28 protein-coding genes are annotated in these 26,236 nt (G+C 67.0%); 2 read left to right on the top strand and 26 right to left on the bottom strand.

Going from position 1 to position 26,236, the window contains the following annotated elements:
• Window positions 1–7 precede the first annotated feature (7 nt).
• Window positions 8–1,093: an acyltransferase gene (locus tag BGO82_RS07915; RefSeq protein WP_291305018.1), complete on the bottom strand. Its 1,086-nt coding sequence runs from the start codon at window positions 1,091–1,093 to the stop codon at window positions 8–10.
• Window positions 1,083–1,355 (bottom strand): hypothetical protein, encoded by a 273-nt coding sequence (locus BGO82_RS07910; protein WP_291305017.1) that lies wholly within the window; start codon window positions 1,353–1,355, stop codon window positions 1,083–1,085. Before BGO82_RS07910 ends, BGO82_RS07915 begins: the two co-directional genes overlap by 11 nt.
• A gap of 102 nt (window positions 1,356–1,457) precedes the next feature.
• Here BGO82_RS07910 and BGO82_RS07905 point away from each other — a divergent pair, with 102 nt between their 5' ends.
• Both BGO82_RS07905 and BGO82_RS07900 read left to right on the top strand, forming a co-directional pair.
• Complete coding sequence (locus BGO82_RS07905; protein WP_291305016.1) at window positions 1,458–1,733, top strand: hypothetical protein; 276 nt, start codon at window positions 1,458–1,460, stop codon at window positions 1,731–1,733.
• A gap of 283 nt (window positions 1,734–2,016) precedes the next feature.
• On the top strand, window positions 2,017–2,427 hold the full coding sequence (locus BGO82_RS07900) for a hypothetical protein (protein WP_291305015.1): 411 nt from the start codon (window positions 2,017–2,019) through the stop codon (window positions 2,425–2,427).
• A 34-nt stretch (window positions 2,428–2,461) separates the two neighbouring features.
• Here the strand turns inward: BGO82_RS07900 and BGO82_RS07895 are convergent, their stop codons facing one another.
• From BGO82_RS07895 to BGO82_RS07780, 24 genes are all read right to left on the bottom strand, one after another.
• On the bottom strand, window positions 2,462–2,953 hold the full coding sequence (locus BGO82_RS07895) for a hypothetical protein (RefSeq protein ID WP_291305014.1): 492 nt from the start codon (window positions 2,951–2,953) through the stop codon (window positions 2,462–2,464).
• A 28-nt stretch (window positions 2,954–2,981) separates the two neighbouring features.
• Window positions 2,982–3,182 carry a hypothetical protein gene (locus BGO82_RS07890; protein WP_291305013.1) on the bottom strand — a complete coding sequence of 67 codons (201 nt, stop codon included), beginning with the start codon at window positions 3,180–3,182 and terminating at the stop codon, window positions 2,982–2,984.
• Window positions 3,183–3,355: 173 nt separating this feature from the next.
• Window positions 3,356–3,586, bottom strand: a complete 231-nt coding sequence (locus BGO82_RS07885; RefSeq protein WP_291305012.1) for a hypothetical protein — start codon at window positions 3,584–3,586, stop codon at window positions 3,356–3,358.
• Between the two features lie 114 nt (window positions 3,587–3,700).
• Window positions 3,701–3,922: a hypothetical protein gene (locus BGO82_RS07880; RefSeq protein ID WP_291305011.1), complete on the bottom strand. Its 222-nt coding sequence runs from the start codon at window positions 3,920–3,922 to the stop codon at window positions 3,701–3,703.
• 170 nt (window positions 3,923–4,092) lie between these two features.
• Window positions 4,093–6,654: a hypothetical protein gene (locus BGO82_RS07875; RefSeq protein WP_291305010.1), complete on the bottom strand. Its 2,562-nt coding sequence runs from the start codon at window positions 6,652–6,654 to the stop codon at window positions 4,093–4,095.
• Between the two features lie 2 nt (window positions 6,655–6,656).
• Window positions 6,657–10,361, bottom strand: coding sequence for a host specificity factor TipJ family phage tail protein (locus tag BGO82_RS07870; protein WP_291305692.1), 3,705 nt, complete (start codon window positions 10,359–10,361; stop codon window positions 6,657–6,659).
• Window positions 10,362–10,375: 14 nt separating this feature from the next.
• A complete protein-coding gene (locus BGO82_RS07865; protein WP_291305009.1) occupies window positions 10,376–10,765 on the bottom strand; it encodes an NlpC/P60 family protein in 390 nt (129 codons plus the stop codon).
• A gap of 16 nt (window positions 10,766–10,781) precedes the next feature.
• Complete coding sequence (locus tag BGO82_RS07860; protein WP_291305008.1) at window positions 10,782–11,282, bottom strand: DUF1833 family protein; 501 nt, start codon at window positions 11,280–11,282, stop codon at window positions 10,782–10,784.
• A 58-nt stretch (window positions 11,283–11,340) separates the two neighbouring features.
• Entirely contained in the window at window positions 11,341–11,700 is a 360-nt protein-coding gene (locus tag BGO82_RS07855; RefSeq protein WP_291305007.1) for a hypothetical protein, read from the bottom strand.
• Window positions 11,701–13,587, bottom strand: coding sequence for a hypothetical protein (locus BGO82_RS07850; protein WP_291305006.1), 1,887 nt, complete (start codon window positions 13,585–13,587; stop codon window positions 11,701–11,703).
• A complete protein-coding gene (locus BGO82_RS07845; RefSeq protein ID WP_291305005.1) occupies window positions 13,571–13,747 on the bottom strand; it encodes a hypothetical protein in 177 nt (58 codons plus the stop codon). The genes BGO82_RS07850 and BGO82_RS07845 overlap by 17 nt, the downstream gene beginning before the upstream one ends.
• Complete coding sequence (locus BGO82_RS07840; RefSeq protein ID WP_291305004.1) at window positions 13,744–14,346, bottom strand: hypothetical protein; 603 nt, start codon at window positions 14,344–14,346, stop codon at window positions 13,744–13,746. Before BGO82_RS07840 ends, BGO82_RS07845 begins: the two co-directional genes overlap by 4 nt.
• Entirely contained in the window at window positions 14,346–15,332 is a 987-nt protein-coding gene (locus tag BGO82_RS07835) for a phage tail tube protein (protein WP_291305003.1), read from the bottom strand. The genes BGO82_RS07840 and BGO82_RS07835 overlap by 1 nt, the downstream gene beginning before the upstream one ends.
• A 39-nt stretch (window positions 15,333–15,371) precedes the next feature.
• Complete coding sequence (locus tag BGO82_RS07830; protein WP_291305002.1) at window positions 15,372–15,800, bottom strand: hypothetical protein; 429 nt, start codon at window positions 15,798–15,800, stop codon at window positions 15,372–15,374.
• Window positions 15,781–16,443: a DUF6441 family protein gene (locus tag BGO82_RS07825; protein WP_291305001.1), complete on the bottom strand. Its 663-nt coding sequence runs from the start codon at window positions 16,441–16,443 to the stop codon at window positions 15,781–15,783. The genes BGO82_RS07830 and BGO82_RS07825 overlap by 20 nt, the downstream gene beginning before the upstream one ends.
• Entirely contained in the window at window positions 16,443–16,766 is a 324-nt protein-coding gene (locus BGO82_RS07820) for a hypothetical protein (RefSeq protein ID WP_291305000.1), read from the bottom strand. The genes BGO82_RS07825 and BGO82_RS07820 overlap by 1 nt, the downstream gene beginning before the upstream one ends.
• Window positions 16,767–16,824: 58 nt before the next feature.
• A complete protein-coding gene (locus BGO82_RS07815; protein ID WP_291304999.1) occupies window positions 16,825–17,865 on the bottom strand; it encodes a major capsid protein in 1,041 nt (346 codons plus the stop codon).
• Between the two features lie 130 nt (window positions 17,866–17,995).
• On the bottom strand, window positions 17,996–18,664 hold the full coding sequence (locus BGO82_RS07810) for a head decoration protein (RefSeq protein WP_291304998.1): 669 nt from the start codon (window positions 18,662–18,664) through the stop codon (window positions 17,996–17,998).
• Window positions 18,665–18,787: 123 nt separating this feature from the next.
• On the bottom strand, window positions 18,788–20,356 hold the full coding sequence (locus BGO82_RS07805) for a S49 family peptidase (RefSeq protein ID WP_291304997.1): 1,569 nt from the start codon (window positions 20,354–20,356) through the stop codon (window positions 18,788–18,790).
• A 24-nt stretch (window positions 20,357–20,380) separates the two neighbouring features.
• Entirely contained in the window at window positions 20,381–21,985 is a 1,605-nt protein-coding gene (locus BGO82_RS07800; protein WP_291304996.1) for a phage portal protein, read from the bottom strand.
• Window positions 21,982–22,227, bottom strand: coding sequence for a hypothetical protein (locus BGO82_RS07795; protein WP_291304995.1), 246 nt, complete (start codon window positions 22,225–22,227; stop codon window positions 21,982–21,984). Before BGO82_RS07795 ends, BGO82_RS07800 begins: the two co-directional genes overlap by 4 nt.
• A gap of 6 nt (window positions 22,228–22,233) precedes the next feature.
• Window positions 22,234–24,324 (bottom strand): terminase gpA endonuclease subunit, encoded by a 2,091-nt coding sequence (locus tag BGO82_RS07790; RefSeq protein ID WP_291304994.1) that lies wholly within the window; start codon window positions 24,322–24,324, stop codon window positions 22,234–22,236.
• On the bottom strand, window positions 24,275–24,961 hold the full coding sequence (locus BGO82_RS07785) for a hypothetical protein (protein WP_291304993.1): 687 nt from the start codon (window positions 24,959–24,961) through the stop codon (window positions 24,275–24,277). The genes BGO82_RS07790 and BGO82_RS07785 overlap by 50 nt, the downstream gene beginning before the upstream one ends.
• A gap of 325 nt (window positions 24,962–25,286) precedes the next feature.
• Window positions 25,287–25,961 (bottom strand): transcription termination/antitermination NusG family protein, encoded by a 675-nt coding sequence (locus BGO82_RS07780; RefSeq protein ID WP_291304992.1) that lies wholly within the window; start codon window positions 25,959–25,961, stop codon window positions 25,287–25,289.
• Between the last annotated feature and the right edge of the window lie 275 nt (window positions 25,962–26,236).

The raw sequence follows: 26,236 nt of genomic DNA, 5'->3' as shown, positions 1-26,236 counted from the left end.
CTGATCTCTAGGCGACCCGGGGCGACATTGCCCGGTCCAGTCCCTTTCCGACAACAGCGGTCAGGCGCTCGACCCAGACGAACGGCAAGGCCAGCACCACCACCGCAGCCACGGAGGCAATCGAGATCGCCACCGCGGTAATCTGGTTGAGGAACCCTCCACTTTCCGCCCCGACGATGAGCGTCGAGCTGAGGGTGATGAGCACCGGGAACTGCATCAGGTAGATCGGATAGGACAAACGCCCCACCGACCGGGATGCGGGCGTCGACAGCCATGCGCTAATCCGCTCACTCGATATCACGCCCGCGACGACAGCCGTCGCCGGCAGAACCATCATCCATACCGGCAGCGCCAACCATTGAACGGCGGCGCCGGCGAGGATCGCTATGGCGGAGAAAGCCACGGGCAGCCACCCGTGTGACGGCGCCAGCAACCCCTGCTGCCGCATGATTGCGAGGCAGCCTCCCAGCGCAAATGGTGCTCCCAGCGCCCAGAAATCGCCACCCGCCAGCATGGCGCCGGACATGATGCCCAGGAGCGCCAGGGGCGCGCGCACCACGCGTTCGGCGAGGCACACGAACAGGACCAGGTATGACCCGAGAAGCTCGTACGGCATGGTCCACAGGAACGCGTTGTAGCTGAGCTCCACCGGCACTGGCCAATAGGCCAAGGCCACCGCGAATTCCGATGCGCCGGCCCAAGTAGGCTCAAAATGCAGGAAGTTACCAAGCCAGTCGGGTCGATTGATCGCGGCGCCGGCCGCGAGCATCTGATCGTTGAGCCCGAGCTCGACCGCGATCATCGTCACTCCGACGGCGAACACAATGGGGATGGTCAGCCGGAAGTACCGCTTCACGAGCTGGCGCCGCACGCCCGCCTTGTCGGCGCCCCAGGAGCCGATGGTCAGGACGTAGCCGGTGAGTACGAAGAAGATCGAGACCGCGAGGCGGCCGTTGCAGAAGATGGCTGTCCCAAGGTTGCGGAATTCTGGGAACCGGGCTCCGAACAGCTCCCATATGAAGTGGTAGAGGCAGACCGCGATCGCCGCCCAGCCCCGTAGGCCATCGAGGGCGGTATCGCGCTCAGTACGCATCGGGCCCACGCCAGACGATGCTGAGCAGCAGGACGGTCGCAAGAAGTGGCCCGGTCAGGAACACGATCACCAGCGCGCCAGGCAAATCGCGAAACCTCGGCGGCGCCGACCGCGCGATCCGGCCCACGTCAACCGCGTGCCAGTGCAGGCACAGCAGGCTGACCGGGATGGACACCGCCCAGAGGGCCGCCAACGTGGGCAGGTTCAACACGCCGAAAAAGGCAGTGAGCATCGTCTTGAGCAATTCGGCAAAAAATTCCATTTCGTCGAATGCTTACAGCGGAGCTTTCTCGGTGGCAAATTAGCTCGCACCCAAGGCGCAAGTGCCGCCGCGGGCATCATTCTATCCTCGGCAGCGGAGCGGATGGCTGCGCTGCGCTATTACTACCTGCTGCCGAGCGGCAACCTGCGCATGTTTCCGCGCAGCGCGGCGGACACATCGCGCTTCCTGATCTTGCCCTGGCCCGTGCCGATGCGAGCGACCCCGTCAGTGACCGGCTCATACGGGATTGAGGGAGGCGGATCGGGCGCCGTCGTCGTCGAGGCGGCCAATACCGCTGCCACCGCAATCTATGCTGCGGCCGGGGGAACGACGCAATTTGTCGCGCTGACCAGTCTCGGGGCCGACAGCGACCTCTAGCTCGCACCCAAGGCGCGGTGGCGCCGAGTGCTATTGTCTTTCCGGTCGTCGCTGAGCTTTCTCAGGCGCAGCGCTACTATCGCGTGCTGAGCAACCTCTTGTGGAGTGGCTACGGGGGCGCCGGGTCGGCGGTCGATACAACCTGGATTTTTTCCACGATGCGGATACCGCCCAGTGCGTCAGTCGCCGGAACCTGGGGCGTCACAAACATCGGCCAACCTTCAGTGTGGTCCACATCTATCGCTGGGGTGACGCTCCGCGCACTGCCTTCGGCGACTGCCGCATGCACATTCTACGCAAATACGGCGGACGATCTTGTGGTGTTGGACGCCGACCTCTAGCTCGCACCCAAGGCGCCTCAATCGCTGCGCCGCTGATGCTGCCTGCGTCCGATGAGCGTCGGCGTGCCCTTTGGTTCTACGAGACATTCGAGAATGCCACTGTGTCGGGGTTCTCGACCACCCTTGCAACCGGAGCTATTTCGGTCGCCCCGAAGCGCTTGGCAGCCTGGTCTCTCATCACGCTGGTGACGGGGATACTTCTCGGCCAAAACAGTTCAGTCAGCGCCGGGACAATCTCCAAGCGTCAGAGCACGCTTAACGATGGGGCGTTGCTGTTTACCACCAGCGGGATCGTTCAGGGCTCCGCCTACACGTGGGAGACTGGCAAGATCGCCATCGATGCCGACTTGTAGCTCGCACCCAAAGACTCTCCCACCACCGGGCGCATCAGTTGGCCGGTAAGTCCTTGGCCTGCATCCAGTATTGATCGACCTGCTCGCTCGTGAGCCCGGCGCTCGCGGCCAGCTGCACCAGCAGCGGATCGTCGCGATTGAACGTCTGCACGTTCTCGAACCGCGACCGCGCGATGGCCCGCTGCACGGGGTCGCTGATGGCATCGATCTGCGTCTCCGCCGTGGTCAGCAGACCGGCGATGTCGAGCATCGCCATGAACTGGACGCGGGTGAGCGGATAGTCCTTCGGATCGGTCGACGGCGCCGGCGGAACGTAAGGCAGGATTGTGTTGCCGTCCGCCTCCCAGGCCGCGATCATCTGCCGGTGCCGGTTGGCCATGTCGTCGGGGACCGTCATCCGCTGCCCGTCGATGGTGGCGTCGATCGCCCCATTCTCGGTGTAGCCGTGGACGATCACCTGGTCGGCGAAGGCGGGCCAGATAAGCGCGAGCAGCAGCAGCGCGCTCGCCAGGATGCGTCTGATCATATGGTGTCCTCTTGGTGGTCAGTGACGCCTAGAGATCGGCGTCGAATTTGAAGGCAGGGCCGGCTCCGTAGGTGTTCGTAGCGTCGCCGCTGACGATGCCGCTCGCCACGGTAGCGCGCACCGACGACTGTGTTGCCGTCATGATGCTGCCGGTCCACGAAGTCACGTTGACGCCCGACCCGCCGCCATTTTCGATCTGGCCCAGTCCAAGCGCGGAAAAGGCCGGCACGGTGCGCATCGGCACCGGCATGGGAACCGCAACGTCGGCGAGCGTCGTGGTGTAAACCTGGCCGAAGAAGGCGGTCCCCGCCCCTGAGACGTAGAGATAGCGAAGCGCTCGACCCAGCTCCTCGGCGTAGGGCAGAACGACCGCCGTCTCCGCGGCTACGCCTTGGGTGCGAGCTACAAGTCTGCGTCCGCAATCGCACTGTCCAGGTAGATGTACGATGTGGAGCTACTTCCGGAGGCGTTCTGTGCGGCACCGTAGAGGGTGCCGAAAACTGTCGTCACGTCAAAGCCGACCGGGCTAAAAGCTGAACTTGCGCCGCTGGAGCTCATCGTGGGAATGGTGCGCTTCGCCACCATGAAGGGGATGCTGAAATTGGCCGGATACCCGTTGCCGGTGTTGACCACGTTAAAGGTATTCCGATAGGCGCCGGTGCGTTCGTAGTAGCGCTGCGCTCGACGTAGTTCCTGCTCAACAGCGAGGACTATCCCCTGCGCGCCGTTCGCACCTTGGGTGAGAGCCTACAGGTCCGAGTCCGCTGCATAGTCGGCGCTCGTGTATTGGGTGTTCGAGCTGTGCACGCCGATGATGGTAAAACTGGAAATCGTCACATCATCGGCCACGCTTCCTCCCGAGCTGTCGGCAGGAGTGCCGCCATAAACAGATGCTTTGGCATTCACCGTGACCTTGCCGGCCGTTCCGGCAACGCTCGATCTGATGGACACAGACGGAGTGGTGCGCATCGGAGGGAACGTAGCCAGGGCATACGACCGGAAGTTTCCGCCGCCATCGCTGGTAGCCGTCACTGGCGCGACAAGCTTGGAGCCTGTTCTATATAGCCGGTTGCAACGCTCCCATTCCTCGCTGACGGGGAGAATGATGCCCGGAGGGACGCTCGCGCCTTGGGTGCGAGCTACAGATCGGCGTCGACGGCGGGGATGCCGAAGAAGAAGATCGCACCAGTCGTGGTGCCGCTTGAGACTTTCTGCACCCGGAGTTGCGTGGGCGTGGCCGCATTGATGGTCGGCGCCGATGCCGGAAAACCATTGTTGGCAAGGTCGCTTAACGTAACCGACGGGCTCGTGCGGAGCGGAAACAACCACGCTAGCGAGTATTGATACGTGCCGCTCGTGACGTTGCCCGAGAATATGAACCCATCATTGTAGGTCTGGTAGTACCAAAGGCAGCGAACGCGCTCTGCTTCAATCGGCAGTACTATTGCGGGTGCTGCCGCGACGCCTTGGGTGAGAGTCACATATCCCCCAATTCTGAGGATGTCCGTGCTCGCGGTTGTGCTCCGGTCGTCGCTCCAGGCCATGACTCCAATGTTGGTGGCCGAGGAAGAGATCGAGACGTTTTCGAGCTTGTAGTCGGCCCACGACGTGGTGCCGAGGTTGCAGCTGTAGCCGGCGTAACTCCAGTTGGTGATCAGCGTCGGGTTGGTGCCGGCGGCACCCCAGCTCGAGATCGGGTCCGCCGCGACGCTGTCCGCGGTCCCCGTCCATTGCAGGAGGGCGATGCAGATGTGGCTGCCGCTGTCGAGCAGGCCCGAGGTCGCCTTGAGCGGCATCAGCAGGCTGGCCTTGCCGCCCCTCAGCTTGAGCATGTCCTTGTTCTCGATCGGCGAGAACAAGCCGAACTTGCCGTTGTTGCCCGACCCGACCGTGATTTTGGCCGCGTACCCCGCCCCGACCGGCACGTCCGCGGTGTCCTGCGATACCGACGCGCCGTTGGCGTTCTCCTCCTCGAGCCGCCAGCCATCCAGCGAATAAGCGTTGTCCGTGGTGACCGGCAGCGAGCGCTGCGCGATGGCGAACGATCCATTGCGGGCGATCTGCTGCGCCGCGAGGATCGAGGGATCGGCGGCGATGTTGGCCAACGTGGCATTGTAGGCCTGCACCGTGCTGCCGAGGTCGACATTGCAGGTGCCCGAGGTGGTGATCGTGCCGCCGGTGAGGCCCGTGCCGCAGGTGACGCTGGTCACCGTGCCGCTGCCGCCTCCGCCGCCGCCGGCGAGCGGATAGGTCCACTTGCTGACCCCGTCCGAGATCAGGTCGGCATAGGCGTACTGGCTGCCGAGCACGGCACTGGCGCTGCCGTTGATGGTGTCCGATCCGGCGCGCTGCAGCGTCAGGGTGTTGCTGCCGTTGATGCCGCCGGCCATGTCGGCGACCACCAGGTGCTGGCCGGCATTGACCGAATTCGCGGCCGGCAGCGTCCAGGTCCGCGCCGCCGTCAGGCTGGCCGAGGTGATGACCGACCGGTCGGTGGCGGCGATCGTGTAGTCGCTGTCGCCGTGCGTCGTCGCCTGGTCGATGTTGAGGCCGGACGCGCCGCGCGCTGCCGCCGCCGAGGCCTGCCCCGTGCCGCCATTGGCGAGCGGCAGGGTGCCGGTGACGCCACTGCCCAGCGGCAGTCCGGTGGCATTGGTCAGCGTCGCCGCCGATGGCGTGCCGAGGTTCGGCGTCGTGAGCGCCGGCGAGGTGCCGAACACCAGCGCGCCCGTGCCGGTCTCGTCGGTAACGGCCGCGGCGACATTGGCGCTCGACGGCGTCGCCAGCGCGGTGGCCACGCCGGTGCCGAGCCCGCTGATGCCGGTCGCAACCGGCAGTCCCGTCGCATTGGTCAGCGTCGCCGCCGAGGGCGTGCCGAGGTTGGGCGTGGTGAGGCTCGGCGAGGTGGCGAATACCGCCGCCCCGCTGCCCGTCTCGTCGGTCAGCGCACTCCGCAAATTTGCGGAATTGGGCGTTGCGAGCCAGGTCGCAACGCCGCTGCCGAGCCCGCTCACGCCGGTGCTGATCGGCAGGCCTGTGGCATTGCCCAGCGTGATGGTCGGCGCCGTGCCGAACACCAGCGCGCCCGTGCCCGTCTCGTCGGTAACGGCAGCGGCGACATTGGCGCTCGACGGTGTCGCCAGCGCCGTCGCAACGCCGGTGCCGAGCCCGCTGATGCCGCTCGCGATCGGCAGGCCGGTGGCATTGGTCAGCGTCGCCGCCGAGGGTGTGCCGAGGTCGGGCGTGGTCAGCGTCGGCGAGGTGGCGAACACGGCAGCGCCGCTGCCCGTCTCGTCGGTCAGCGCACTCCGCAAATTTGCGGAGGATGGCGTCTGCAACCAGCTGAGGACATTGCTGCCCAGGCCGCTGAGCGCCGACGAGTTGACGGTCAGCACGTGCCCCGTGGCGTCGATCGAGGCGAGGGTCAGCCACTGGCTGCCGTCATAGATCTTCAGCAGCCGCGGCGAGCTCGAGGTATCGACCCACCATTGGTACGTTCCCGGCTGGCCCGTCACCGCCGGCGCCGTGGTGCCCGAATTGTTGGTCAGGATCGCCGTCAGCGCCGGGTTGAGATAGCTCGACACGAACGTGCCGAAGCTCATCGGCCCGGTGGTCGGGGTCGAATAGGTCGCCTGGGCGCCAATGGCCGGAGTGAGCGACACCAGCGCGACAAGCGCGGCCGCCAGGAGCTTCTTGATCATGATTACCAGCCTTGCACTTCGATGTTGGCGACGCGGTCCTGCGGAGCGCCGCCGTTGAGGATTTGGATCGTCATTCCAGCGGTGCTGAGGTCCGACACCACCAGCTCATCCCCGGCCGTGTTGTTCCACGTCACCTGGTAGTGCGGCAGTGCGTCGGTCCCCGGCCCGGCCTTGAATTCCTTGGCGGTTGCCGAGCCGTTGGGCTTGAAGGTGATGCTCGTGCCCGCCGCGGCGATCGCCAGCCCTGAATAGTGGTCGATCCGGTCGGGAACATCGCCGGTGATGTCGAATTCTGTCAGCGCCGCATAGACCGCATCCGACAGGGACCGGAACGCGGCACGGAGCTTGAAGAAGCGCCCCTCGAACTCGCCCGGCGCAAACTTCTGGTACGGCCCGAACACCGCGCCGCCGGCAAACACGTCGGGCGCGACGAACACGTCGCCGGCGGCGAACACGTCGTTGTCCACGTCGCCCGCGACCGAGATTTCCACCCAGGCCTCTACGAAGGCCGAGCTGCCGGCGCTCAGCACGTCGGGGTTGTTGAGGAAATCCGGATCGTCGAGAACGTTCTGGGTCACCGGCACGCCGACCGCCTTCACCGCGGCGTCGATGCGCATCCGCCGCAGGAAGTTGATGTCGAAGATCTTGCCGGCCGCCAGCTCGTAATAGGCGATCGTGTTGGCGGCATCGGTCTTGAGCACCTCGCCGTCGATCGTGCAGTCGGTCAGCACCCCGTCCCAGCCGTCGGCATGCTCATGCAGCGTCGCCACCACATTGCGCACCAGGATGGCGCCGGCGATCGCGATCGACGACGGCACCGCCGAATAGATGGTGATGCCGGGCAGCGGCTGCGCCTTGGCGGCGATCCAGTAGGTGCCGTTGCCGGCGATCTTGAACCGCGGCTGCGCCAGATTGGGCCCGTAGAGCAGGCCGGTCTCCCAGCTCTCGCCCTTGCGCACCTCGTAGAACACGTCGAGCTTGGAAAACTTGACCGGGTCCCAACTGATCGTCGCCGTGGCATCATCGTAACTGGTCACCACATTCATCACGTTGGGCAGTTGCAGCCCGGCGCCCGACGTGATGGCCACGCGCGCCAGCTCGGCCCATTTCGACGCCGAGCCGTCGGCGAAGATGCAGCGCACCCGGAAGCTCCACGTGCCCTGCAGCAGGCCAGGCAGGAACGTCGCCTTCAGGGGCGCCACCACCGGGCTGCTCGCCGCCAACCGCCAGACCTTGTCGCCGTCGTCGTCGCGATACTCGACCTCGAACGACACCGGCCGCTCGCCCGCCACCGTCTCCCACGTGAGCAGCGCCCCGGTGGCGGTCGCTCCGTCCACACCCTCATAGGCCTCGGTCACCGCAAGGCCGACCGGAGCGGCGGTGAACGGATCGCTCGGGATGGTGATCTGGCTGTCGAAGGCCGGAATGGCGCCCTGGTCGGCCAGCGAGATTTCCGGCGCATCGTCGACCAGCGTCAGCACGGCGGAAAAGTCTGGGCCCGGGCGGATCGACAGCACCCGCAGCACCACCGTCTCGCTGCCGGTCTCGCCGAACATGAACAGATCGCCCGCCGCCGCCGGCAGGTCGTGATGGCCGTCCAGCGTGAGGGTCGTCCGATCGCCGGCATCGGTGATGACCGTGCGCAGGATCGAGGTGCCGTCCGCAGCGCGGAAGCGGATCGAATACGTCTTGTCGGCGACCATGGTCACCGGCTCGTCGAGCGTCACCTGGTCGTTGTCGCCTGCCGTGACGGATTTCACGCGCCCGGCGCCCAATCCCCACAGCACCACGTCGTGCGAGGCCCGCACGCGATCACCGCGCCGCGCCACCAGCCATTCGAAATCGGTGGTGAGCTGATAAGTCTCCGGCCGCAGCCGCGCCTGCGCGATGTGGAAACGGCCATGCCGCCAGATCAGGGCAGGATCGGTGACACCGGGAAACTCGATGCCGCTCTCGAACAGCGTCGCCGCCGTCAGCCCGCCGCTGCCGTCGGCATTGTAGCCGTCGTCATAGACGATCCGCTCGTCCTGCACATATCCGGCCGTCTCGTTGACGAAGCGGATGCGGAAGGCATGCGGCGGATTGAGATAGGCGCGCTGGCTCGAAAAGTCGCGCGAATTGCGCGGCGTGAAATGCTGCACGATCGGCGCGTCCGGCTCATCCCAGATCACGTCGTACATGCCGTCCGTGCGCGTCACCGCGGCGCGGCCGCAGGCCGCGATCGCCTTCAACCGGTCGAGCACGGATCCGGGACTGTCGAAGACGATGTTGCAGCGGAACCCCTTGGCCACGCAGTAGGCCCACCACCGCTCGAGGTTGGCGATGTTGATCCGGCTGTCGGGCTTCGGGCGCGCATTGGCCGGCCCCTGCAGCACATGGCGGAACAGGTCGGGTGGCCAGTTGCTGACCGTGTCGTCGGCCCATGCCGCACCGTTGAACGCCTTGCAGCGGGTGGCCACCATGCCGTTGAGGCTGTCGATCTGTCCGGTGAGCTGCGAGCTCGCCCGGATGCGGATCGCCGAGTGCGCCAGCGGCTTGTCGAAGCTGATCGGCTGGCTGCTGCGAAAGCCCCGCAGCGCCGTCCACACCACCTGCTCGCTCACCTGGTCGGTGCCGGCATAGTCGGTGCTGGTCTTGCTGACCTGCACGTCGTACTGCCCGGCCGCCACCGCGACCCGCAGGCATTGCCGGATCGGGTCGCCCGAACGGCCGGTAAATGTCAGCGTGCCGAGCGGCACCCAGGGGTCGGCGCTGCCGGCCGCGCGCGTGTCGACGCGCAGCTGCACGGTATAGGTCTGCGCCACGCCGTTGCCATCGACGCGCAGCATGCCCGAGGGCGCCACCACATCGACCGATATCACGTCGATGTCGGCCGCGGTCGTCCGCACCTCGGCGCCGCCCGTCGCGGTGATCTCGACGCTCAAATCCTCCTGCACCACCTCGCTCGGATAGAGCGTCACCGGCGCGTCGTCGGGATAGCCGAGCCGCGTCTCGATCTGCAGGTCGTCGAAGTTCTCGATCGGCGTCTCGCCGATCTTGATGCCGCTGACCTCTTTGGGGCCGTAGCCCCAGACCACGAGGCCGATCAGGTATTGGTCGGCGCCGACGAACTCGGTGTACCACTGCGCCCCGAGCTTGGGATAAACCCGGTGCCGGCCCTCGATCTCGGGCACCACGCCATAGGGGTCGGCAACGTTCTGCCCGCCGGAGATCGAATAGGTCGGCGAGCTGCTGGAGCCCACGCTCTGCTGCTTGGCGAGCACCGGCGGCGCCACCGGAAACAGCGCATTGATCGCCAGTTGCCCGCCGATGGTCACCGCCGCCCCGAGCAGCGGGTTGACCGCCGTGGCAAACAGCCCTGCGACCGTCACGGCGGCGCCGAGCACGGTGCGCACCAGCGTGTTGTCGCCGCCGAACTCGGCGACGCTGCGCACGACGACGATGGCGCCGGCCTTCGGCCGCACCCGCGTCCACAGCGCTTCCGGGACCACCCCGCCGTCGCCCAGCGTCACCTCGACGCGGCCGGGCAGGTCCGCAATATTGCGGGCGCGGCGCACCAGTTCGGCGAGCGAACGGCCGAGCGGCACCACGTCGATGCTGCGCCGCTGCTGCAATAGCGGGTGCGGCACGACGATCAGCGTCAGGCCCTCGCCGGGCAGGATGTAGTCCGGCGCGGGCTTCCCCCGTGCCGGCGCCAGAACCTGCATCACATCAGCCCTCGTCAGCCGGAGGTCAGCAGGCGGCGATGCCTGCAATAGGTGGCGCGCGGCAGGCGGCTTGCCGGCTCGATCACGCTGAGGCCATGGAATGGCATATGCAGCAGCAGCCCGCGCCGCACCACGAGCCCGATGTGGTAGCGCCGGCCGATCAGCATCACCGCGCCATCGAACGGCTGCTCCCGCTCCACCTCGATCCAGTCGCCCCGGCCGCCGGAGACGATGGCGGCCGTGGCATCGCGATCCGCCGCCGACGAATAGCCCTCGTCATGGCTGGGCAGCTCGATGCCGGTGCCGGCGGTAAACGCCGCGCGAAACAACCCCCAGCAATCATAGCCATCGGCCGTGCGTCCACGATCGCGCCACGGCAGCCCGACAAATGCCGACCAGTCCATCCGGAATATCTCTCTATCAGAACAGCCCGCCGAACCCGGCCGGGGTGAACAGGCCGGAGGGATACGGCTCGGCCGCGTCGGACTCGGTGCTCAGCGTCAGCTCGACGGTCAGGGCATTGGGCTGCGCCGCCACCAGGTCGAACTCCGGCCAGCTCGCCTCGACCGTGTCCGGCGCCGAGGCCAGCACCAGCTCGATCGTGACCTTCGCCGGCGTCTGTACCGACCGCAGCAGCGGCACGAGCTGCCGGGAAATGTTGTCGAGCACCCACTGCATGGCCGGCACCGTGTCCTCGCTGTCCTCGGGCAGCACCAGCGACATCGGGTAGAACTCGTAGGTGTCGCCCCGGCTGACGGTGCCATAGCGCAACGGGTCGGTGCCGAGCCGGGTCGTCGGATCGCTCGACACCCGGATCGGCGTCTCGAGGCTTTCGTGTGTCACCGTCGCCAGCAGCACCAGCACCTCGCCGGTCCGTTCGGCATGGGCCGCGGTGCGAAACGTCAGCGAGAGCGCGCTCACGGCAACACCTTCGGCGGTTGGCCGAGCGGGCGCCCTTGCGGCCGATCGGACAGAGCACTCACGGCAACACCAGCAACGACATCGTCACCGTCCAGCGATCGCCGCCGATGTTGACACGCGACGGCAGTGCGTTCTGCCGCAGCATCACCAGCCAGTCGTCACCGCCGTCGGGCGCCGGGATCGTGAAGGGCAGCGACCAGCGCGCCAGGTCATCGCGCCCGAACGCCGTCAGGATCGCCCACTGTGCCCCGCTCATCCGCATCGAGCCGGTGAAGCTGTCCGGCACCGCGCTGGAGCGCGGCCGCGACTTGCCCGGACCGGTGTCGGTCGCGCTCATCAACCGGGGGTCGGCGAGCTGATGCTGGTTGCCGGCGATGAGGAATCGCTGCGGCAGCGTCTCCGGCCAGGTTGCGGGCATCTATCGCCTCGTGAGGTCGGGAGTGAGAGCAAACGTCCGCCGCAGGGCCCGGTGGATCGGATTGCCGGGTGAGCTCACGCCTTCGGCAGCTACGCTGTAGACCAGGGCTTTGAGCTGTGCCGCCTCGCCGTCGCGCGTCGCCGTGACGCTGTCGGTTCCGGATCCGGGCATGTGCACGATCTGCACATTGAGGGCGAGCCCGCTACTGCCGCCCTTCAGCGTCACCGGGATGGTGCGGCCATCCGGCAGCGGCACCGCCGCCTCAGGGCCGGCATCGCCGAACAACGCCGGTCGGTCGCTGACACCGCCGCGGGCAAACAGCTTCGGGCCGGTGAGGCCGGGAACATAACCGCCGCCGGATTTGGCGCCGCCGAACAACCCCGCCAGCAGGCTGCCGAACACACCGCCGGGCTGGCCGCTCGTTGCGCTCTGCGTGCCGAGGATGCCGGCCAGCGGTCCGTCGCCCAGCAGCGCCGCCTGCAGCACCGCCTTTTCCATAGTGCTGACGAGGTCGCCGAGCGCGTCCTGCCATGACTCGGTACCATCGATCAGCTTTTCGAAGACCTGCTCGCCGGTCTGCGCCAGGAACATGGTCGCGTCGTTGGTCGCCTTCAGCGCCCGCTGCTGGTCGTAGAGCCGCCCGGTCAGGTCGGCGATTGTCTTTCCTTCCTTGCTCGCGGCATCCACCTTGGCCCGCGACAGATTGTTCGAGATTTCCGCCTCGCGGTCGGTCAGCCCGAGCACGGCAAGCTGCTGGCGCAGTGCGTCCGTCACATCCTTGATCCGCTTCGCGGCGGCATCTGCCGCGGAATTGCGGGGCGCAGGCAGAACGGTCGGGGCGGTGCTTCCGGAAGTGGTCGCCGGCTTGTCCTCATGGCTGCCGCCATGCACGGTGATGGAGACCGGGGGTCGACCCTCCAGCTGATCGATGAGCCCGTTGTAGTCGATATTGGCGCCCGGCGCGGTCAGCGACCGCGCCAAGGTCGCCAGCAGGCCAATGGCCTTGAGCGGATCGCCGCTGGCAATGCCGGCCAGCGCATCGCGCACGCGCTCGAGCCCGTCCGCAAAGGCGCTCATCGCCTCCACTTCCGCCGGGCCCAGAAGCAGCGCGAACCGATCCTTGGCGGCGTCGAGCTTGATGTTGAGCTCGGCGAGCTGCGCCGTCATCGCCCGCGCCTTTTCGACATCCGCCGCATCGAGCGCCGCGCCGAGCCGCTCGGCCTCGTCGGCCGCACGGCCGATCCCGACGCTGCCCTCCGACAGGAGATCGGCCATTTCCTTGCTGCCGCGTCCGAATGCCACCGTGGTCAGGTAGAGCTTGTCCTGCTCGGTGCGCGCGTTCTTCACCAGGTCGGCAAAGGCCTTGAGATCGGTCAGGGTGTCGCCGCTGATCTTCAGGCGGTTGGCGTCGAAAATGTCCTTGAGCGGCCCACCCTGCACCGCCGCCTTGCTGAGGTTCGCCGCGAACGTCTGCAGGCCGTTGTTGAGATCGGCAACGTCGTTCCCCGCCTCTTTGAACGTATCCTGCAGCCCCTGCAGCTTGCCGACATCGAGCCCGATCCGGTCCGCGATGTCGCCGAGTTCGGCGACCTGCTTCACCCGCTCGATGGCGTCGCGGAGCAACTCCATGGCGCCGGCGGCACTCCCAATAGCCGCGAGCGGCCCTAGGAAACTGCGCGTCGCTTCGACGGCGAACTCGCGGCTGTACTCCTTGCCCCACTGGATGGCATTGCTGAGCCGCAGAAGGCCGGCACTGGCCGGCACGCTCGCCGCCTCGATCCGCTTGATCGCGGCCTGCCCCTCGGCGCCGAACGTGGCGAGCGCGCGCTTGGCGAGATCGGCATCTTTGACGGACAGCCGGACGCCAACCTCACGTTCCTTCGCCATCGGTGTCGCCCCTGTCGTTGATGGCCATCATCGCGCCCAGCTCGCACGCCCCGAGCAGCTGCTCGCCGATCGAGGCCTCGACGCCGGCGGCATCGATCTGCCGCCGCAGCCCCTCGGTGTCGATCCACGCCGCGCCGGAAAATCCGCCGCCGCGCCTCATGCGCCAGGCGTTGGCCCGGAACGCTTCCCAAACCACGCGCCCTTCAAGAGAGCGCGGAGCGAACTGATGATACGGGCACTCATGCGTGCGCGTCGTGGCGCAGGCGGTGCCTTCGTCGCGGCAGGCATCGCAGTAGCTTCGTCCCCGCCCCTCTCCGAAATGCCACTCGGCGAGGCGGGAAATCCGTTTCCCTCGAGGTCCACTTCGTGCAGCGGCCCTCGCGCCTCCCTCAGGAAGCGCGCGGCGATCGTCTCGTCCTCGAACAGCACGACGATCAGCGCAGGATCGAAATCGAGATCGGTCCCATCGGCCGAACGCACGTTGCGCCAGTCGCTGATCAAGAGCTCGCCCAGCGAAATCACGAACAACGCCTCGAGGGTCGATTGCTCGCGCTCCGGCTCGCTCAGGTCGGGCACATTGACCACCTGCCCGCCGACCATAGACACGGCCGCGCCAGCATCCTTGAGATCGCTGAGCAGCGCCGCGGCGCGAGCCTGCGCGGCATAGACCTGGTAGATCGTCGCCGGTTCGATGCAGAGCTCGGCGCCGCCGCCGATCTCGATCCACCGCGGCTCGCGGCTGTAGACGAGCCGCAGCATCAATAGGCGGCCACGTCGTTGAACAGCGTCACCGACAGCATCGGCGCCGGCGTCTCGGCATCGTAGGCAGCGCGGAAATTCACCGTCGCCTGGATGCCGCCAGGGCCTTCGACCGGCTTCTTGGCCAGTTCGAAAAACACCCGCGGCATCGAGAACGTCAGTTTCCACGTCGCCGCCGACCGCAGCGCCAGCGAATATTCGATCGCGGCGGGCGTGGTCGTGTCGATCAGGTCGTCGATCGTGTGGTCGGTGCCGAGGCGCAGGTTGAGCGATCCGGTCAGCACGCGCTGCGTCTCGTCGACGCCGTCGATGAACATGTCCGAGCGGATGGTCGCAGCAGCGTCGAGCCCGTTGGAGAAATCGAAGGTCCCGCCCAGCACATTGGCGAGCGCATTGCCCCCGATCTTGACGCCGCCGGTGGCATTGTCGAACGGCCGGAAATCGAAGGCGAGCGGCGCCGCGTCGCGGGCCCCCGCCACGTCCTTGACTTCCGATTGCGCGATCATCGGCAAGGTCATCACCGCCCGGCCGTTGCGCTGCAGCGGCAGCGAAAAGCCGTTGGCCTTGGCGCCCAGAGCGGTCCGCCATTTCGGCGTTGTCAGCTTCGGATGCCCGGTCTGCACCGTGTAGGACTTGAGGTCTTTCCCCGACGCCCAGGTATGAGTGTAGGTGCCATCCTCGTGGTCGGTGGGCGCGGCCTCGGCGCCGAGCGCCATGGTCAGCCAGAACCCTGCCCCGCGTGCGTCGAGCGGCGCCGCGATCGGGCCGCTCACATCGAACGCACCCAGCGACGGGTCGGTGTCGTCGGGGTTGCCGGTGTTGATCAGCTGGTCGGCCTCGAGCGGCTGCGAGCCGCCCAGGCCGATCGACTTGAGGTAGGGCCGCGTATAGACGCCGCCGCCGGCACCATCGCGCGCCGTGCCGTACACCGCCTCGTCGCTGATGAGCGTGACAATATCCGAACCAACCGCGCGGGGCTTGGCCATGACAGTCTCCTGGTGATGGTGGGATGAGTGGTGGGGCGTTCACCCCGCGGTCGTTTCCGACCAGTAGTCGATCTCGATATCGAACTCGGCGCCCGACATGCCGGGCATGCCGAACAGCTCGCGCGGCGCCGCGCTCGGCGGCTGCGGCCGGATGTCGGTAATCAATCCGCCGAGATCCGTGATGCCGGCAATGGCGGCGGCAAGCGCCTGGTAGAGAGTGTCCACGGCCGCGTCGCGGGCCGCGTCGTCGCTGTTGACGACGATGATCTGCACGAACGGCCGCATGGTGAATTCGTACATCGGCGGATTGAGATACGCCTCTGTCTGCTGCGCCGGCGGACCGTCGAGCAGCCGCAGCACCTGGTCGATTGCCTCCGGCAGGGGCGTATTGCGCCCCAGTGCGGGCACCGCCGCCTGCAGCACCGCCTCGAGCGCCACGAGGATTTGCTCACCCTTGCGCGCGGCCATCGGCGTTCCACTCCCGAATGACATTGTCGACGAGCCGGTCGACGGCCTCGCCGTAGGCGCCCTGCGGGTCGACGCGCTTGCTGAGCTGCACCCGCGGCACCAGGAAGAACATCACCACCGTCTCGGCCCGCCCCTCGCGGATCGCCTTGGCCGAGGCCTTGCTGTAGCCCTTGCGCTTGCCGGTGTGCCGCCGCAGCTTGTCCACCACCAAGAGCGAGGCCTTGCCCGGCCGATAGACAAAATGCAGCGGCCCGAACCGGTCTTCGGGGAAGGTCGAGGGCGTCAGCCGGGCGCCACGCGGCCCGCGCGGACAATCGGGCGACGGGATGGCCAGCCAGAACCCGTCATGCGCGGTGATCACCGTCGCCTCGCTGAAGGCTTCGATAATGTGGGGCGCATTCGAATACACCACGCCGGCGGCATCGAGCCCCTTGTTGGGGTAAAACTTGCCGCGCCAGGTGTTGGCCAGGCGCTGCGATCCGAAGGCGTCCAGCACCTGCTGCCGCAGGGCGGTCTTCAGCCAGTCGAGCGTCTGCGAGGTCGCAGCTCTCACGGCTGTGGAACCGCGGTCGATTTCCTCTTCCATCATCTTGGCGAGGTCGCCGGTCAGCGCCGCACCGAGCTGCAGCCGGAAGTCGCTCATCAGCCAGCGACCACGAGGCTGATCAGCACCTCGAACCGCCCGTCGCCGACCGGCTCGAAATCGAGCACGCGATAGACCGCCACGCCATCGTCGATCAGGTCGCCGCGCGTGAGGTTCGGGAACTTGGCCTTGAGCGCCCGCGTCGTGTGGGTGGTGCCGCGCACCGCCTGCCCCGACCACTCTTCCCGCTCGGCCACGATCTCAACACCGAAGATCGCCTGCGAAACCGTCACCGGTCCCGCGGGCGCATGGGTGTAGAGAACGTCCTCGAACAATTCTTCGGCGGCCGCATCGAGCACGTCCTGCACCAGGTCGCGACGCATGTTGACCTCCGCCAAACAGCTGCCGCGCTCCGCAAAATTGCGGAGCGCGGCACGATCTTCAGTTCGAGCTGTGGGCGCGCACCACCAACTCGGGGCGCTTGACCAGAGCCAGGGGGTTCGACTCCGACCACAAATCGATACCCTTCTGGTGGTCGAGCACCTCCGACGACACGAAGATCTGGTCGCCCGGCGCGTTGAGCGTCGACATGGTGTCGGCGGGGGCGAACCAGGTCTTGAAGGTGTCGAGCGTGCCGGTCGGGTAGGCGTAGCCGGCGTTCGCCTCGATCGCCGCTTCGCCGGTCAGCGCACCGTTGACGCGAACCGGGAAGGTGGTCTTGTTCTCGCGCCACATGATGTTGGCGAACTCGAACACGCGGCCCCAATTGCCGCCCAGCCGGTTCCGCTCCATGTTGGCGAGCACGCCGGCCGAGTTGGTCTGCAGCCAGTACTTTTCGACCTTCGGATGCTGGATCAGCTTGTTGAAGAAGCCGCCATCCACCTGGACTTCGATACCGCTCGCGACTTCGCCCTTGAGGTTGGTGATGATGTAGTCGGTCACCTCCTCAGCCTTGGCAATCACGTCGGTTCCGGCAGTGCCCAGCACGAAGTCGACATCGTGCTGCACGATGTTGAACTCGTCGTAGAGGTCGTAGATCACCGCGCCGTTGCCGTCCTTGATCGTCCCTTTCAGGGCGCCCATGCGCACGTATTCGAGGGTGATCGCGTGGTTGTTGCGCAGATTGTTGAGGCGCTTGGCCACCTCGTCGGCCACGGTCGCGGGCCGCTTCATGCGACCCTGCATCACCAGCATGTTCTGGATATCGGCCGGCTTGATCAGGTCGCGGTGCGGGAAGTGCGGCACCTTGAAGAACAGCGTTTTTCCGGTCTCGCGACCGGCCAGGGTGCCCGGCGCGCCGCGCTCGGTCGCCGGAAGCACGACCAGGAGACCGTCCTCCATGCGGATTTCGACCGTGGTCGAGATCACGCCCTCTTCGGAGAACAGGCCCATGACGCGCAACAGGCCATAGGAGTTGGGGATGCGATTGATCTGCTCGGTGAGATCGGTCGCGCTGTAGGGAAAGTTGAAATCGGGGTCCATGCCGCCGCTCCTGGTTCAAGATGTTTCGGGTGGAGAAGATCGGCGGGTGCCCGCCGCGGGTCCTTACATGAATTGGGCGGCGACCATGCCCTGGTCGCCGCCCGTATTCGTCACGCGGTGAAGGGGCGCGTTACTGCACGAGGATGCCTTTGAGCTTCAGCGCTGCGATCGCCGCAGCCTTCTGATCGTCGGTCACCCCGGCGGGCCACACGATGCCATCGGCCTTGATGATGGCCGGGCCCCGCCGCAGCACCAGTGCGGGCGCATCCTCGCCGTCCGGAGCGGTCGTGCGCGCCAGCAACACGCTGTCGACGACGGCGCTGCCGTCGACGGCCGCAGGGTCCCAGTCGACGAGCTTGGTGCCCGTTGCGACGGTGATCGTCCAGCCATCGTTGGCCTTGAAGTCGGTGGCTCCGTCGGCGATCGTGAACTTCACGACGCCGTCAAACGCCACGCCGACGGCACCGTGGCCGATGGCCACACCGTCCGGGCCGAACACTTCGAAGCGGCCACCATCAGCGACAGCCTCCAGCATGATCACGCGATAGGCGCCCGGCACCACGCCGGCGGCAACCGCCGGATTGGCGAGGGTCAGAACGCCATTGCCGACATTGCCGGCGTCGGCCGCAGCCGCAACCGCGGTGTCAGTGCTGAAGCCGAGCAGAGTGCCCAGCTCATACGTCACATCGGCGCCGTCTCCGGCGAGCAGCGTCGCCATTTCTCGGCAATAGTTCTGGCTGACCTCATAGGCCAGCAGGGCAGTCAGCAGCTTGGGCGCTGCCACGGAAAAGGCGTGCATCGCGGCACTCTCCAGGTTTGGGTTCGGGAAAAGAACGGCGGGCAGCCGCCGGGCCGTATACAAACAAGGGCGGCAACCTCTTGCGAAGCGCCGCCCTCAAATCGCGTTCAGTCGCGCTGCCAGCTAGCCGACAGCCTTCTTGCCCTGCCGCGAAAGCATGCGATCGACGGCCGAGCCGAGCTCGGCATCGGCCTTGGCGGCACCGCCACCGGCATCGTTGCCGGGGTTGCGGTCGCGCCCTTGCATCGCATCGCTCAGCGGCCGGGCCTTCGGCGCATCGGCGAGCATGTCGACGGCCTCGCCGTAGCTCATCTTGCCGCTCACCACCTGCTCCGCCAGCCGATTGGCGAGGGCCGCCCTGCCCTTTGCTTCCTTGTGGCGAAGCAACGCGAAGCCGGCCTTGGTGCCGGTCGCCTTGGCGCTCGGCTCCTTGTCCTTGGTCTCGTCATCGCCCTCGTCGTCGGCCGGCTTGTCGGCATCGTCGTCAGCCGGCTTGTCGTCCTCAGCCGCTTCTTCGTCCTTCTTCTCCTCGTCGTCCTCCGACGCGGCCTTGATCGAAACGCCCATTTCGGCGAGCTCCGCCATTGCCGCCTTGTCGCCCTTGGCAGCCTTGTCGCGCAGGGCCGCGATCTGCTCTTTCAGTCCCATGTCACTCTCCGTGGTTGAGTTGGTGCGCCCGGCATCGGATGCCGCCTCAGACCCCGACCCGCTCGGCGCACCGCCGTTGGAATTGGCCAGGGAAGCCTTGAGCGCGGCAAATGCCGCCTCGTCGGTCGCGATATCGTCGACCAGGTGCAGCGCCAGCCCCGACATTTCGGGGTCATCATGGCGCGCCAGGAACCAGCGCGCCTGCAACGCGGCGATGTCGTCGGCCGAAATCCCGCGCCCAGCCGTCACCGTCGCCGAAAAGCGCCGCGCGATCTGGTCGACGACAGCCTGCAGGTGTGCCCGCGCATCCTCGCTGAGCGGCTTCCACTCGGCGCCGTCGGTCTTGCGCGGCGCGCTCTGGATCGCCTCGATCTTGATGCCGTGCTCGGCGTAAAAGCCGCTGACATCGACATGCAGCACCAGCACGCCGATCGACCCCACATCCGCCTCCGCCAGGGCGGTGATGTGGTCGCCGGCCGCGGCCAGAGCGTAGGCCGCCGAGCATGCCATGCGAGCGTTGACCCAAACCGGCTTGCCGCCCGCCTTGGCATTGCCAGCGGCGATCTCGTCGGCGAGGTCGAAGCAGCCATCGACGTAACCGCCGGGAGAGTCGATCCGCAGCAGGATCGCCTGCACGCGATCGTCGGCGCGCGCGGCACGGACGGCGCCGCGGATCTGCGAATAGCCGCCGACCCAGCACCAGCTCCACCAGTCGATGTAGCCATCGGGAGTGAGCACTCCCTGAATGTCGATGATCGCGATGCCCTCGACGATGGCATAGCCTTCGCCCCACTCCACTGTGCCGGCCCAGTCGATCTGGGGCAGCGCCAGCCGCGAGGTATCGATGCGCGGCTCGTTGCCATCATCGTCCTCCATGGCCCGCGGCTTCAGCCCGACCATGCTGAGCGCACGCGACAGCAGGCCGCCACCCGAATGTGGCGCCGGCCGACCATCCATCACGCGCTCGATCAACGCCTGCGCCGCACCACGCTCGAGCAGCAGCACCTGCCCCGGCCGACGCAGGTCGAGTTCGAAGTTTCGCATTTGCTGGCCTTTCGGAGATCGGACCTATTGCTGCGCCGGCAGCGTGTCGGTGGGCGCGATGATGCTGGTGTCGGTCTCGACGCCGCCCAGCTCGCGCATCGCTTCGTTCTCGCGGGCCTGCTGGGCGACGATGTCCTCCCAATCCTGCCCCTGCTCGGCGGCTTCGCGCTCGAGCGTCGAAATCCGGCCCCTGATCCGCAGCGTCGAGGCCTGCGCCTCCTTGACGGGATCGATGAAGCCGCGCGCCGGGCCGATCCAGTCGGCGTTGAGCCAGGCGGCAGGCGCCTCGTAGAAATCGGCGCAGCCCTTGGGCACGTCGATGACGCCGGCATCGAGCGCATCCTCGAGCCACGCCGCATAGAGCGGCACGGCGAAGCGGTAGATCAGGATCGAGCGCAGCCGCTGCACGCCGCGCCACACCTCGTTCAGCGCGGCGCGCGCCGACGAATAATTGGTGCTGCTCCAGTCCATGCTGAGCTGCTCGTAGCTGAGGCCTAGCGACGCCGCGAACGCCTGCAGAAACGCTTTCTGGAACGCCGGGTAACCGGCCGTCTGCCGCGGCTGCGTGTTGAGCTCGAGCCGGTCCGAGGGGAACAGCGTGACGAAGCGTGCATCATCGAGCACGCGCCGCTCGCCATAGAACTTCGCTCGCTGCGAGTTGAAGTCGTTCCAGTCGTTCCCCGGCTGGGCACCGCCGAGCCGATCGGCCGCATACTCCGCGCCGAGCTGCGTGTAGATGGCGCCGACGATGCTGCCGTTGATCGCCGCCGTGCGCAGCTCCGACTCCGAGTAGCGGCTGAGCATCCGCGACTTGACCAGGTTGGCCACCAGCCGCCCGACGCCGCGCGACTGGCCCGGCCGGCGCTTTTCGTAAAGGTGCAGCACCTTGGGCCGCTCCCAGTCGCCGATCCGGTCCCAGCGCTCGATCCGGTCCCACCGGAACGCGGCCGTACTTGCGCTCGATACGTCGGCGGGGTGTCCCTGCCGGATGTGATAGGCCACGGGAGCGTTGTTTTCGTCCTTTTCCACCCCTGCCCGCAAGCGGTCCGTGTCCGGCTGCCCCATGGGATTGGACAAGCGGTCGGGATCGACGATCTGCACCGCGGTGCGGAAGGTCCAGCCGGGCCGTTCGATCCAGCGGAGCACCGCGAGGCCCTCGCCGATGCCGACAAACTCGCGCGCCATGAGGCCGGCCTGCCCCGCGAAGGGCAATTCGCGCTCGGCGTCGCTGCGGAAGATCGGATCGTCGGCAAAAGCGAGCCATTGCGACTGGATTTGCCGCCCGAGCTCATGCGCAGCGTCGGTGTCGATGCCCAGGGCGGCCGCGCGCGGCTTCGGATTGATCCGCAGAGAGCCGCCGACCAGCATATCGACCTGCCGGTCGATGCCGGCCGAGGCCCAACCGTCGTTGCGCTCGACATCGCGCATGCGGCCGACCGAAATCGGCCGGTCGCGGAGCCATTCGGCGTCCGCCGACAGCGACGACGGCATCCAGCCCAGCATCGACGGGTGCCCGAGGTCACCGGCGGCATAGCTGGTACGGGCAGAGCCACCATGCGCGACCGGCCGAGCACTCGCCCCCACCGCATCACCCGCCTGCACCCGCACCCGCGGCTTGGAATTGCTCAATATCGCCTCCCGAAGCCGACATGGATGGGTCCGTTCCCGCTCGCCGTGCCGGTGAGACGCGACCGCATCACCTCGAGGCGGGCGATTTCGCCGTTGATCTCGTCCAACGAGGCGAATTGCTTCTCCACCGACCCGCTGACATAGGCGGTTTTGGTCCGGACGCCGCCCACCAGGCGCGATTGCTTGGCCGCGCGCAGATCCGTGAGCGCCTGGTCGATCTCGGCGAGCGTCATGTCGGCCATTTTCGCCTACTGGTTGAGTTTCGAGAGGGCGTCGAGCCCGTCGGACTGCGGCTTGGCGCGCAACGGCGCCGCCGGCGCCCCATCTGCAGCGTCGCCATCGACTGGCGCCGGCATCGCCACGGCTTTTGCCGAGTTAACGAACATGTCGGCCTGCGCCGGCCGGGTCATTTCGCTAAGCTCGCGGGCGCGAACGTCCCACTGCTCCTCGGACCACGACCACAGTTGCGCAAAGTGCGTCAGCGCATAGGCATAAACCAGGCAATCCAGCCAGTGGTTGGGGCCGCGCTGCTTGAACTCGCGACGCTGTTCGCCGTTCACGATGTATTCCGACGTGAGGTGGCGAAAGTACTGTTCCTCGGTGTCGCCGGGGAAATGGTGGTAGCCTGTCGGGAACCCGGCGCCTCCCTCCTTGGGCACCTTGCCCAGGAACGTTATCAGCGTCGCCTTGATGCTCCAGGTGCCCACCATCCACACCTTGATGCCATAGCGGCGGGCCTTGCCGGCGCTGAGCCCGTGCGTCTGCACCTCGGCGTTCTGCGAGCGGGAGATTGGGTTCTTGCTCCAGCCGTCGTCGCCCTTGACCGCAAGGGCATTGTGACGGCGCCGCACCCATTCGTACACCGCCTCGGCGTTGTAGCCGCTGTCGACCGCGATCATGTCGGCGCCGATGCGCACGCCGCCGAAACTGACGCCATGGTCGGCCACCATGTCGAGCTTGGGCCAGGCGCCGCCGAGCGGCTCGTCGGTGACGCCCGGCAGAAACCCCTGATCCATGTGCCAGGCCTGCTTCCCCGGACCCCACCCGACGAACGCCCAGTAGATACCGTCCGCCTGCACGTCGGCGGTCAGGGTCACGTAGAGCACGCCGGCGGGCAGCGTGCCGCGCCGCCAGTCGCCTTCCTTGCGCGCCGCGATGGTCTCCCACTGCGGACCCTCGCCCTTCGGCTCCCACGCCCGGCCGAGATCGCCGTTTTCGAACGGCTGCCGCTTTTCCGGATCGTCACCCGCCTCGGCCTCGAGCTGGGCGAGGCTGTCGAGCGTGTCGAACGCGTTCATGATGCCGGTGATCGCGTACCCTTTGGCGAGCCGCCCGGTGTGGCGATGACGCCAGACTTCAATCTCGCTCGCCGGGATCGTCTTGGGCGGCACAACGCCATCGGCATCCGGCGCCGTCGGCACCCAGCAGGCGCCGCTTTCCGGCGCCAGCATCCGCGGCTTGTCGCCCTCGTAGTGCTCGGTCCCGCAGGCAGGGCACACCAGATGGCTGCGATAGGGTGGAGTAGCGTTCTTCTGCACATCCTCCCATTCGTAATCCGTCAGCGCCCCGCACCCCCTGCACGCCATGTAGTACCGGCGCATGTCCGACTTCTGGTAGTCGGCGTCGATATCCTCGCCCTTGAACTTCGGCGACGACACGTCGAGCACCTTGGCAAGGCCGAACCGCCGATAGGTCTTGAGGCGCTTGCTGCTCAGTTCCTTGGGGTCGCCCTCGCCGTCGGCATTGTCCGTCCAGGCCGAGCGATCGTCGCGCACCATGAAGCGGATCGAGTGCTGCCGCAGCGACGCGGCGGAATTGGCGCCGGCCAACAGCAGAAAACCGCCCTTGAACTTTGTCCGGTTCGCCTTCGACCCGTCGCCCGCCCGCGATTTGCGCGGCATCACCACGCCGCCCTTCGCCGGCGACAGCACCTTGGTCGCCTCGATCGTGGGCTGCAGCTTCTCCTCGAACCAGTCCTTGGCCGCGATGACGGTCGGCCCGACATACATCGCGGGACCAGGCGTCCGGTGCATCACGAAGCCGAGCCAGTTTTCGGCAACGGCCGAGCCGCCCGACTGGGCTGGCTTGATGATGATCACCTGCTCGCACGGATCGTTGGGCGACAGCGCATCCATCGGCTCGACCAGGTAGTACGCCGTGCTGTTGCGCCATTCGCCGGCGACGGCGCCGCCCTCCGGCACCACCCGGTGGTTCTCCGCCCACACCGACACCAGTTCCTGCGGGTCCGGCATGATGCCCGCCGAGGCTGCGCGATAGACCACTGCGCCGTTACGCCTGATCCGGGTCTCGCTCTCCTGATGCAAGGTCAGCGAAGGCATCGGTCTCGTCGTCCTCGTCCAGGCCGCTCATGTCTTTGGCCGCCGACGCCAGCACGGCGCGAATTTCCGCGCTCAGGATGCCGCGAATGGCCAGAGCATCGGGGGCGCCGGCCAGGCGGTCGGCAATGACGGCCGGCAGCGCCAGGAAGCGGTCGCGAACCTTGCGCATGGCGGTCATTGTGCGGCGCTCGACATCGTCGACGTAGCAGAGCTTGCCCAGCCGCTCGTCGAGGTCGAGCCGCGCGCTCTCGGCTTGGTAGGTCTCGCGGCTGGCGCGCGCCGCGTGATAGCTCCTCGATCCACCCGACGCCGGCGACGATGCGCCCTGCCCGCTGTCGCCGTCGCCCTCCGGCTGTTCCGGCAGCTCGGGCTCATCGGGCGCATCGGGCACTGAGCCATTGCGCAGCGCCTGCGCCGGATCGGTCTCCGTCGCGATGACGCGATTGAGCGCCACGATGTTCACCAGCTTGGTGCCGCGCGGCCCGTCCTTGGTGGAGAGCCGGCCGGCGTCGATCAGTTTCGACACCCGCTTGTGCATCGCGGCGCGCGACACATCGTGCTGCCGCGCCGCTTCCGCGATCGGCACCCAGAGCGTCTCCGTCAACCCGCCGTCAACCGCCCCGAGCACGTCCGTCAACCCCGTCAACCCTGCCAAAAATCCCCAAAACTACCGCACACCTGCGCTAAGACGTCCCGCATGGGTTTGGCGGACGGGGAAGGACCCGCCGGGCCGTCGACCGTCCGCAATTTTGCGGCGCGGCGACGCTCTCACGAAAACGGCGCCGCCCGCGAAGGGCCGCGCCGTAGTGAGGAGGTCAGGAGGAACATCACCGCTGGGAGTGGATGGCTGGATACGCAGAGGTGGCGGTCACCAGTATCGACTGGCTGGGCCATTCGCCGCTCGGGAACCGCGCTCTGATCGAGCGGCCTGCGACGGGTCTCCGGTCATCCAGCGTCGAGGGCTAAGCTGATTTCTCCAGATTGGCAAGAGGCACCAGGACGTTGTGCGCACCTCCCCCGAACAGCAGGTCGAGCGTCACCTTGGCCTGCCTGCCGATCACGTCGTCGACCTTCACGATGTGCCCCTCGAACGGGCCGGCCGTGATCTGCGCCTCGTCGCCGATCTCGAACTCCTTGCCGCTCTTCACGTGCTTCTGCCACTTGGGCGCGATCACCTCGCCGAGGTCGCGCAGGAACACGGCGACCTCGCGCGCCACCATGCGGCGCGGCAGATCATCCCATCCGACAACCCCCTGCACCAGGGTCAGCCGGCGCATGATCGAGCAGATGGCCCGAACCTCGTCGTCATAGTCCGAGGCCTGCCCCGCGCCAAAGCCGACGAACACATAGCGCGGCAGCAGCGAATAGCGCACCTGCGCCTTGCGCTTCACATACCGGTTGATCCGGCGCCACTCGCGCCGGACGGGCACCACGGCCACGATCCCCTCCGCCGTCAGCAGCGCCTCGACATCGAGCTCGCTGCCGGCACGGGTGAGCAGCGCGTACCAGTGCAACCCGGTCGCCAGCATGAACGACAAATCCTTGGGTCCGGCAGTGCGATCCCCCCGATGCCGGACCTTGCCCCGCGGCTGGTCCTTGAGCCGCCGGTCTTCGGCCATATCCCCCAGTTTGCTCATATTCTCCCCTTTGCGAGGTTTAGCGAGGGTTGGTGATTAACCCTCGCAGATAAAAAACGCCGGAAACGCTGGGCCCAGCGAGGGTGGCGAGGGTGGCGAGGGTCCCCTATGTGACATGAGACACAAAATCGCCCGCCAGAACGCCCGCCTAGAACGCCGCTAAAAAGGCACCACCCCGCACCCCTTCCACATATACGCGAGGAACACCCTCGCAAACCTCGCAATAGCGGTGCAAAACCCTGAAATCATTAATGAAAGCCGCCGCGAGGTTTCGC

Origin of the sequence: Devosia sp. 67-54, assembly GCF_001899075.1 — a bacterium.
Taxonomy (GTDB): Bacteria; Pseudomonadota; Alphaproteobacteria; order Rhizobiales; family Devosiaceae; genus Devosia_A.
This window is presented reverse-complemented; position numbering and strand designations above follow the sequence as displayed.

What these genes read in the sequence shown, in the direction of transcription:
- BGO82_RS07875 (WP_291305010.1), bottom strand. Translation starts at nt 6,654, where the DNA reads ATGATCAAGAAGCTCCTGGCGGCCGCGCTTGTCGCGCTGGTGTCGCTC.
- BGO82_RS07870 (WP_291305692.1), bottom strand. Translation starts at nt 10,361, where the DNA reads ATGCAGGTTCTGGCGCCGGCACGGGGGAAGCCCGCGCCGGACTACATC.
- BGO82_RS07790 (WP_291304994.1), bottom strand. Translation starts at nt 24,324, where the DNA reads ATGCCTTCGCTGACCTTGCATCAGGAGAGCGAGACCCGGATCAGGCGT.
- BGO82_RS07915 (WP_291305018.1), bottom strand. Translation starts at nt 1,093, where the DNA reads ATGCGTACTGAGCGCGATACCGCCCTCGATGGCCTACGGGGCTGGGCG.
- BGO82_RS07805 (WP_291304997.1), bottom strand. Translation starts at nt 20,356, where the DNA reads ATGCGAAACTTCGAACTCGACCTGCGTCGGCCGGGGCAGGTGCTGCTG.
- BGO82_RS07840 (WP_291305004.1), bottom strand. Translation starts at nt 14,346, where the DNA reads ATGCTGCGGCTCGTCTACAGCCGCGAGCCGCGGTGGATCGAGATCGGC.
- BGO82_RS07850 (WP_291305006.1), bottom strand. Translation starts at nt 13,587, where the DNA reads ATGGCGAAGGAACGTGAGGTTGGCGTCCGGCTGTCCGTCAAAGATGCC.
- BGO82_RS07845 (WP_291305005.1), bottom strand. Translation starts at nt 13,747, where the DNA reads ATGAGGCGCGGCGGCGGATTTTCCGGCGCGGCGTGGATCGACACCGAG.
- BGO82_RS07900 (WP_291305015.1), top strand. Translation starts at nt 2,017, where the DNA reads ATGCACATTCTACGCAAATACGGCGGACGATCTTGTGGTGTTGGACGC.
- BGO82_RS07835 (WP_291305003.1), bottom strand. Translation starts at nt 15,332, where the DNA reads ATGGCCAAGCCCCGCGCGGTTGGTTCGGATATTGTCACGCTCATCAGC.
- BGO82_RS07830 (WP_291305002.1), bottom strand. Translation starts at nt 15,800, where the DNA reads ATGGCCGCGCGCAAGGGTGAGCAAATCCTCGTGGCGCTCGAGGCGGTG.
- BGO82_RS07795 (WP_291304995.1), bottom strand. Translation starts at nt 22,227, where the DNA reads ATGGCCGACATGACGCTCGCCGAGATCGACCAGGCGCTCACGGATCTG.
- BGO82_RS07810 (WP_291304998.1), bottom strand. Translation starts at nt 18,664, where the DNA reads ATGCACGCCTTTTCCGTGGCAGCGCCCAAGCTGCTGACTGCCCTGCTG.
- BGO82_RS07895 (WP_291305014.1), bottom strand. Translation starts at nt 2,953, where the DNA reads ATGATCAGACGCATCCTGGCGAGCGCGCTGCTGCTGCTCGCGCTTATC.
- BGO82_RS07780 (WP_291304992.1), bottom strand. Translation starts at nt 25,961, where the DNA reads ATGAGCAAACTGGGGGATATGGCCGAAGACCGGCGGCTCAAGGACCAG.
- BGO82_RS07910 (WP_291305017.1), bottom strand. Translation starts at nt 1,355, where the DNA reads ATGGAATTTTTTGCCGAATTGCTCAAGACGATGCTCACTGCCTTTTTC.
- BGO82_RS07815 (WP_291304999.1), bottom strand. Translation starts at nt 17,865, where the DNA reads ATGGACCCCGATTTCAACTTTCCCTACAGCGCGACCGATCTCACCGAG.
- BGO82_RS07820 (WP_291305000.1), bottom strand. Translation starts at nt 16,766, where the DNA reads ATGCGTCGCGACCTGGTGCAGGACGTGCTCGATGCGGCCGCCGAAGAA.
- BGO82_RS07865 (WP_291305009.1), bottom strand. Translation starts at nt 10,765, where the DNA reads ATGGACTGGTCGGCATTTGTCGGGCTGCCGTGGCGCGATCGTGGACGC.
- BGO82_RS07905 (WP_291305016.1), top strand. Translation starts at nt 1,458, where the DNA reads ATGGCTGCGCTGCGCTATTACTACCTGCTGCCGAGCGGCAACCTGCGC.
- BGO82_RS07880 (WP_291305011.1), bottom strand. Translation starts at nt 3,922, where the DNA reads ATGCGCACCACTCCGTCTGTGTCCATCAGATCGAGCGTTGCCGGAACG.
- BGO82_RS07855 (WP_291305007.1), bottom strand. Translation starts at nt 11,700, where the DNA reads ATGCCCGCAACCTGGCCGGAGACGCTGCCGCAGCGATTCCTCATCGCC.
- BGO82_RS07825 (WP_291305001.1), bottom strand. Translation starts at nt 16,443, where the DNA reads ATGAGCGACTTCCGGCTGCAGCTCGGTGCGGCGCTGACCGGCGACCTC.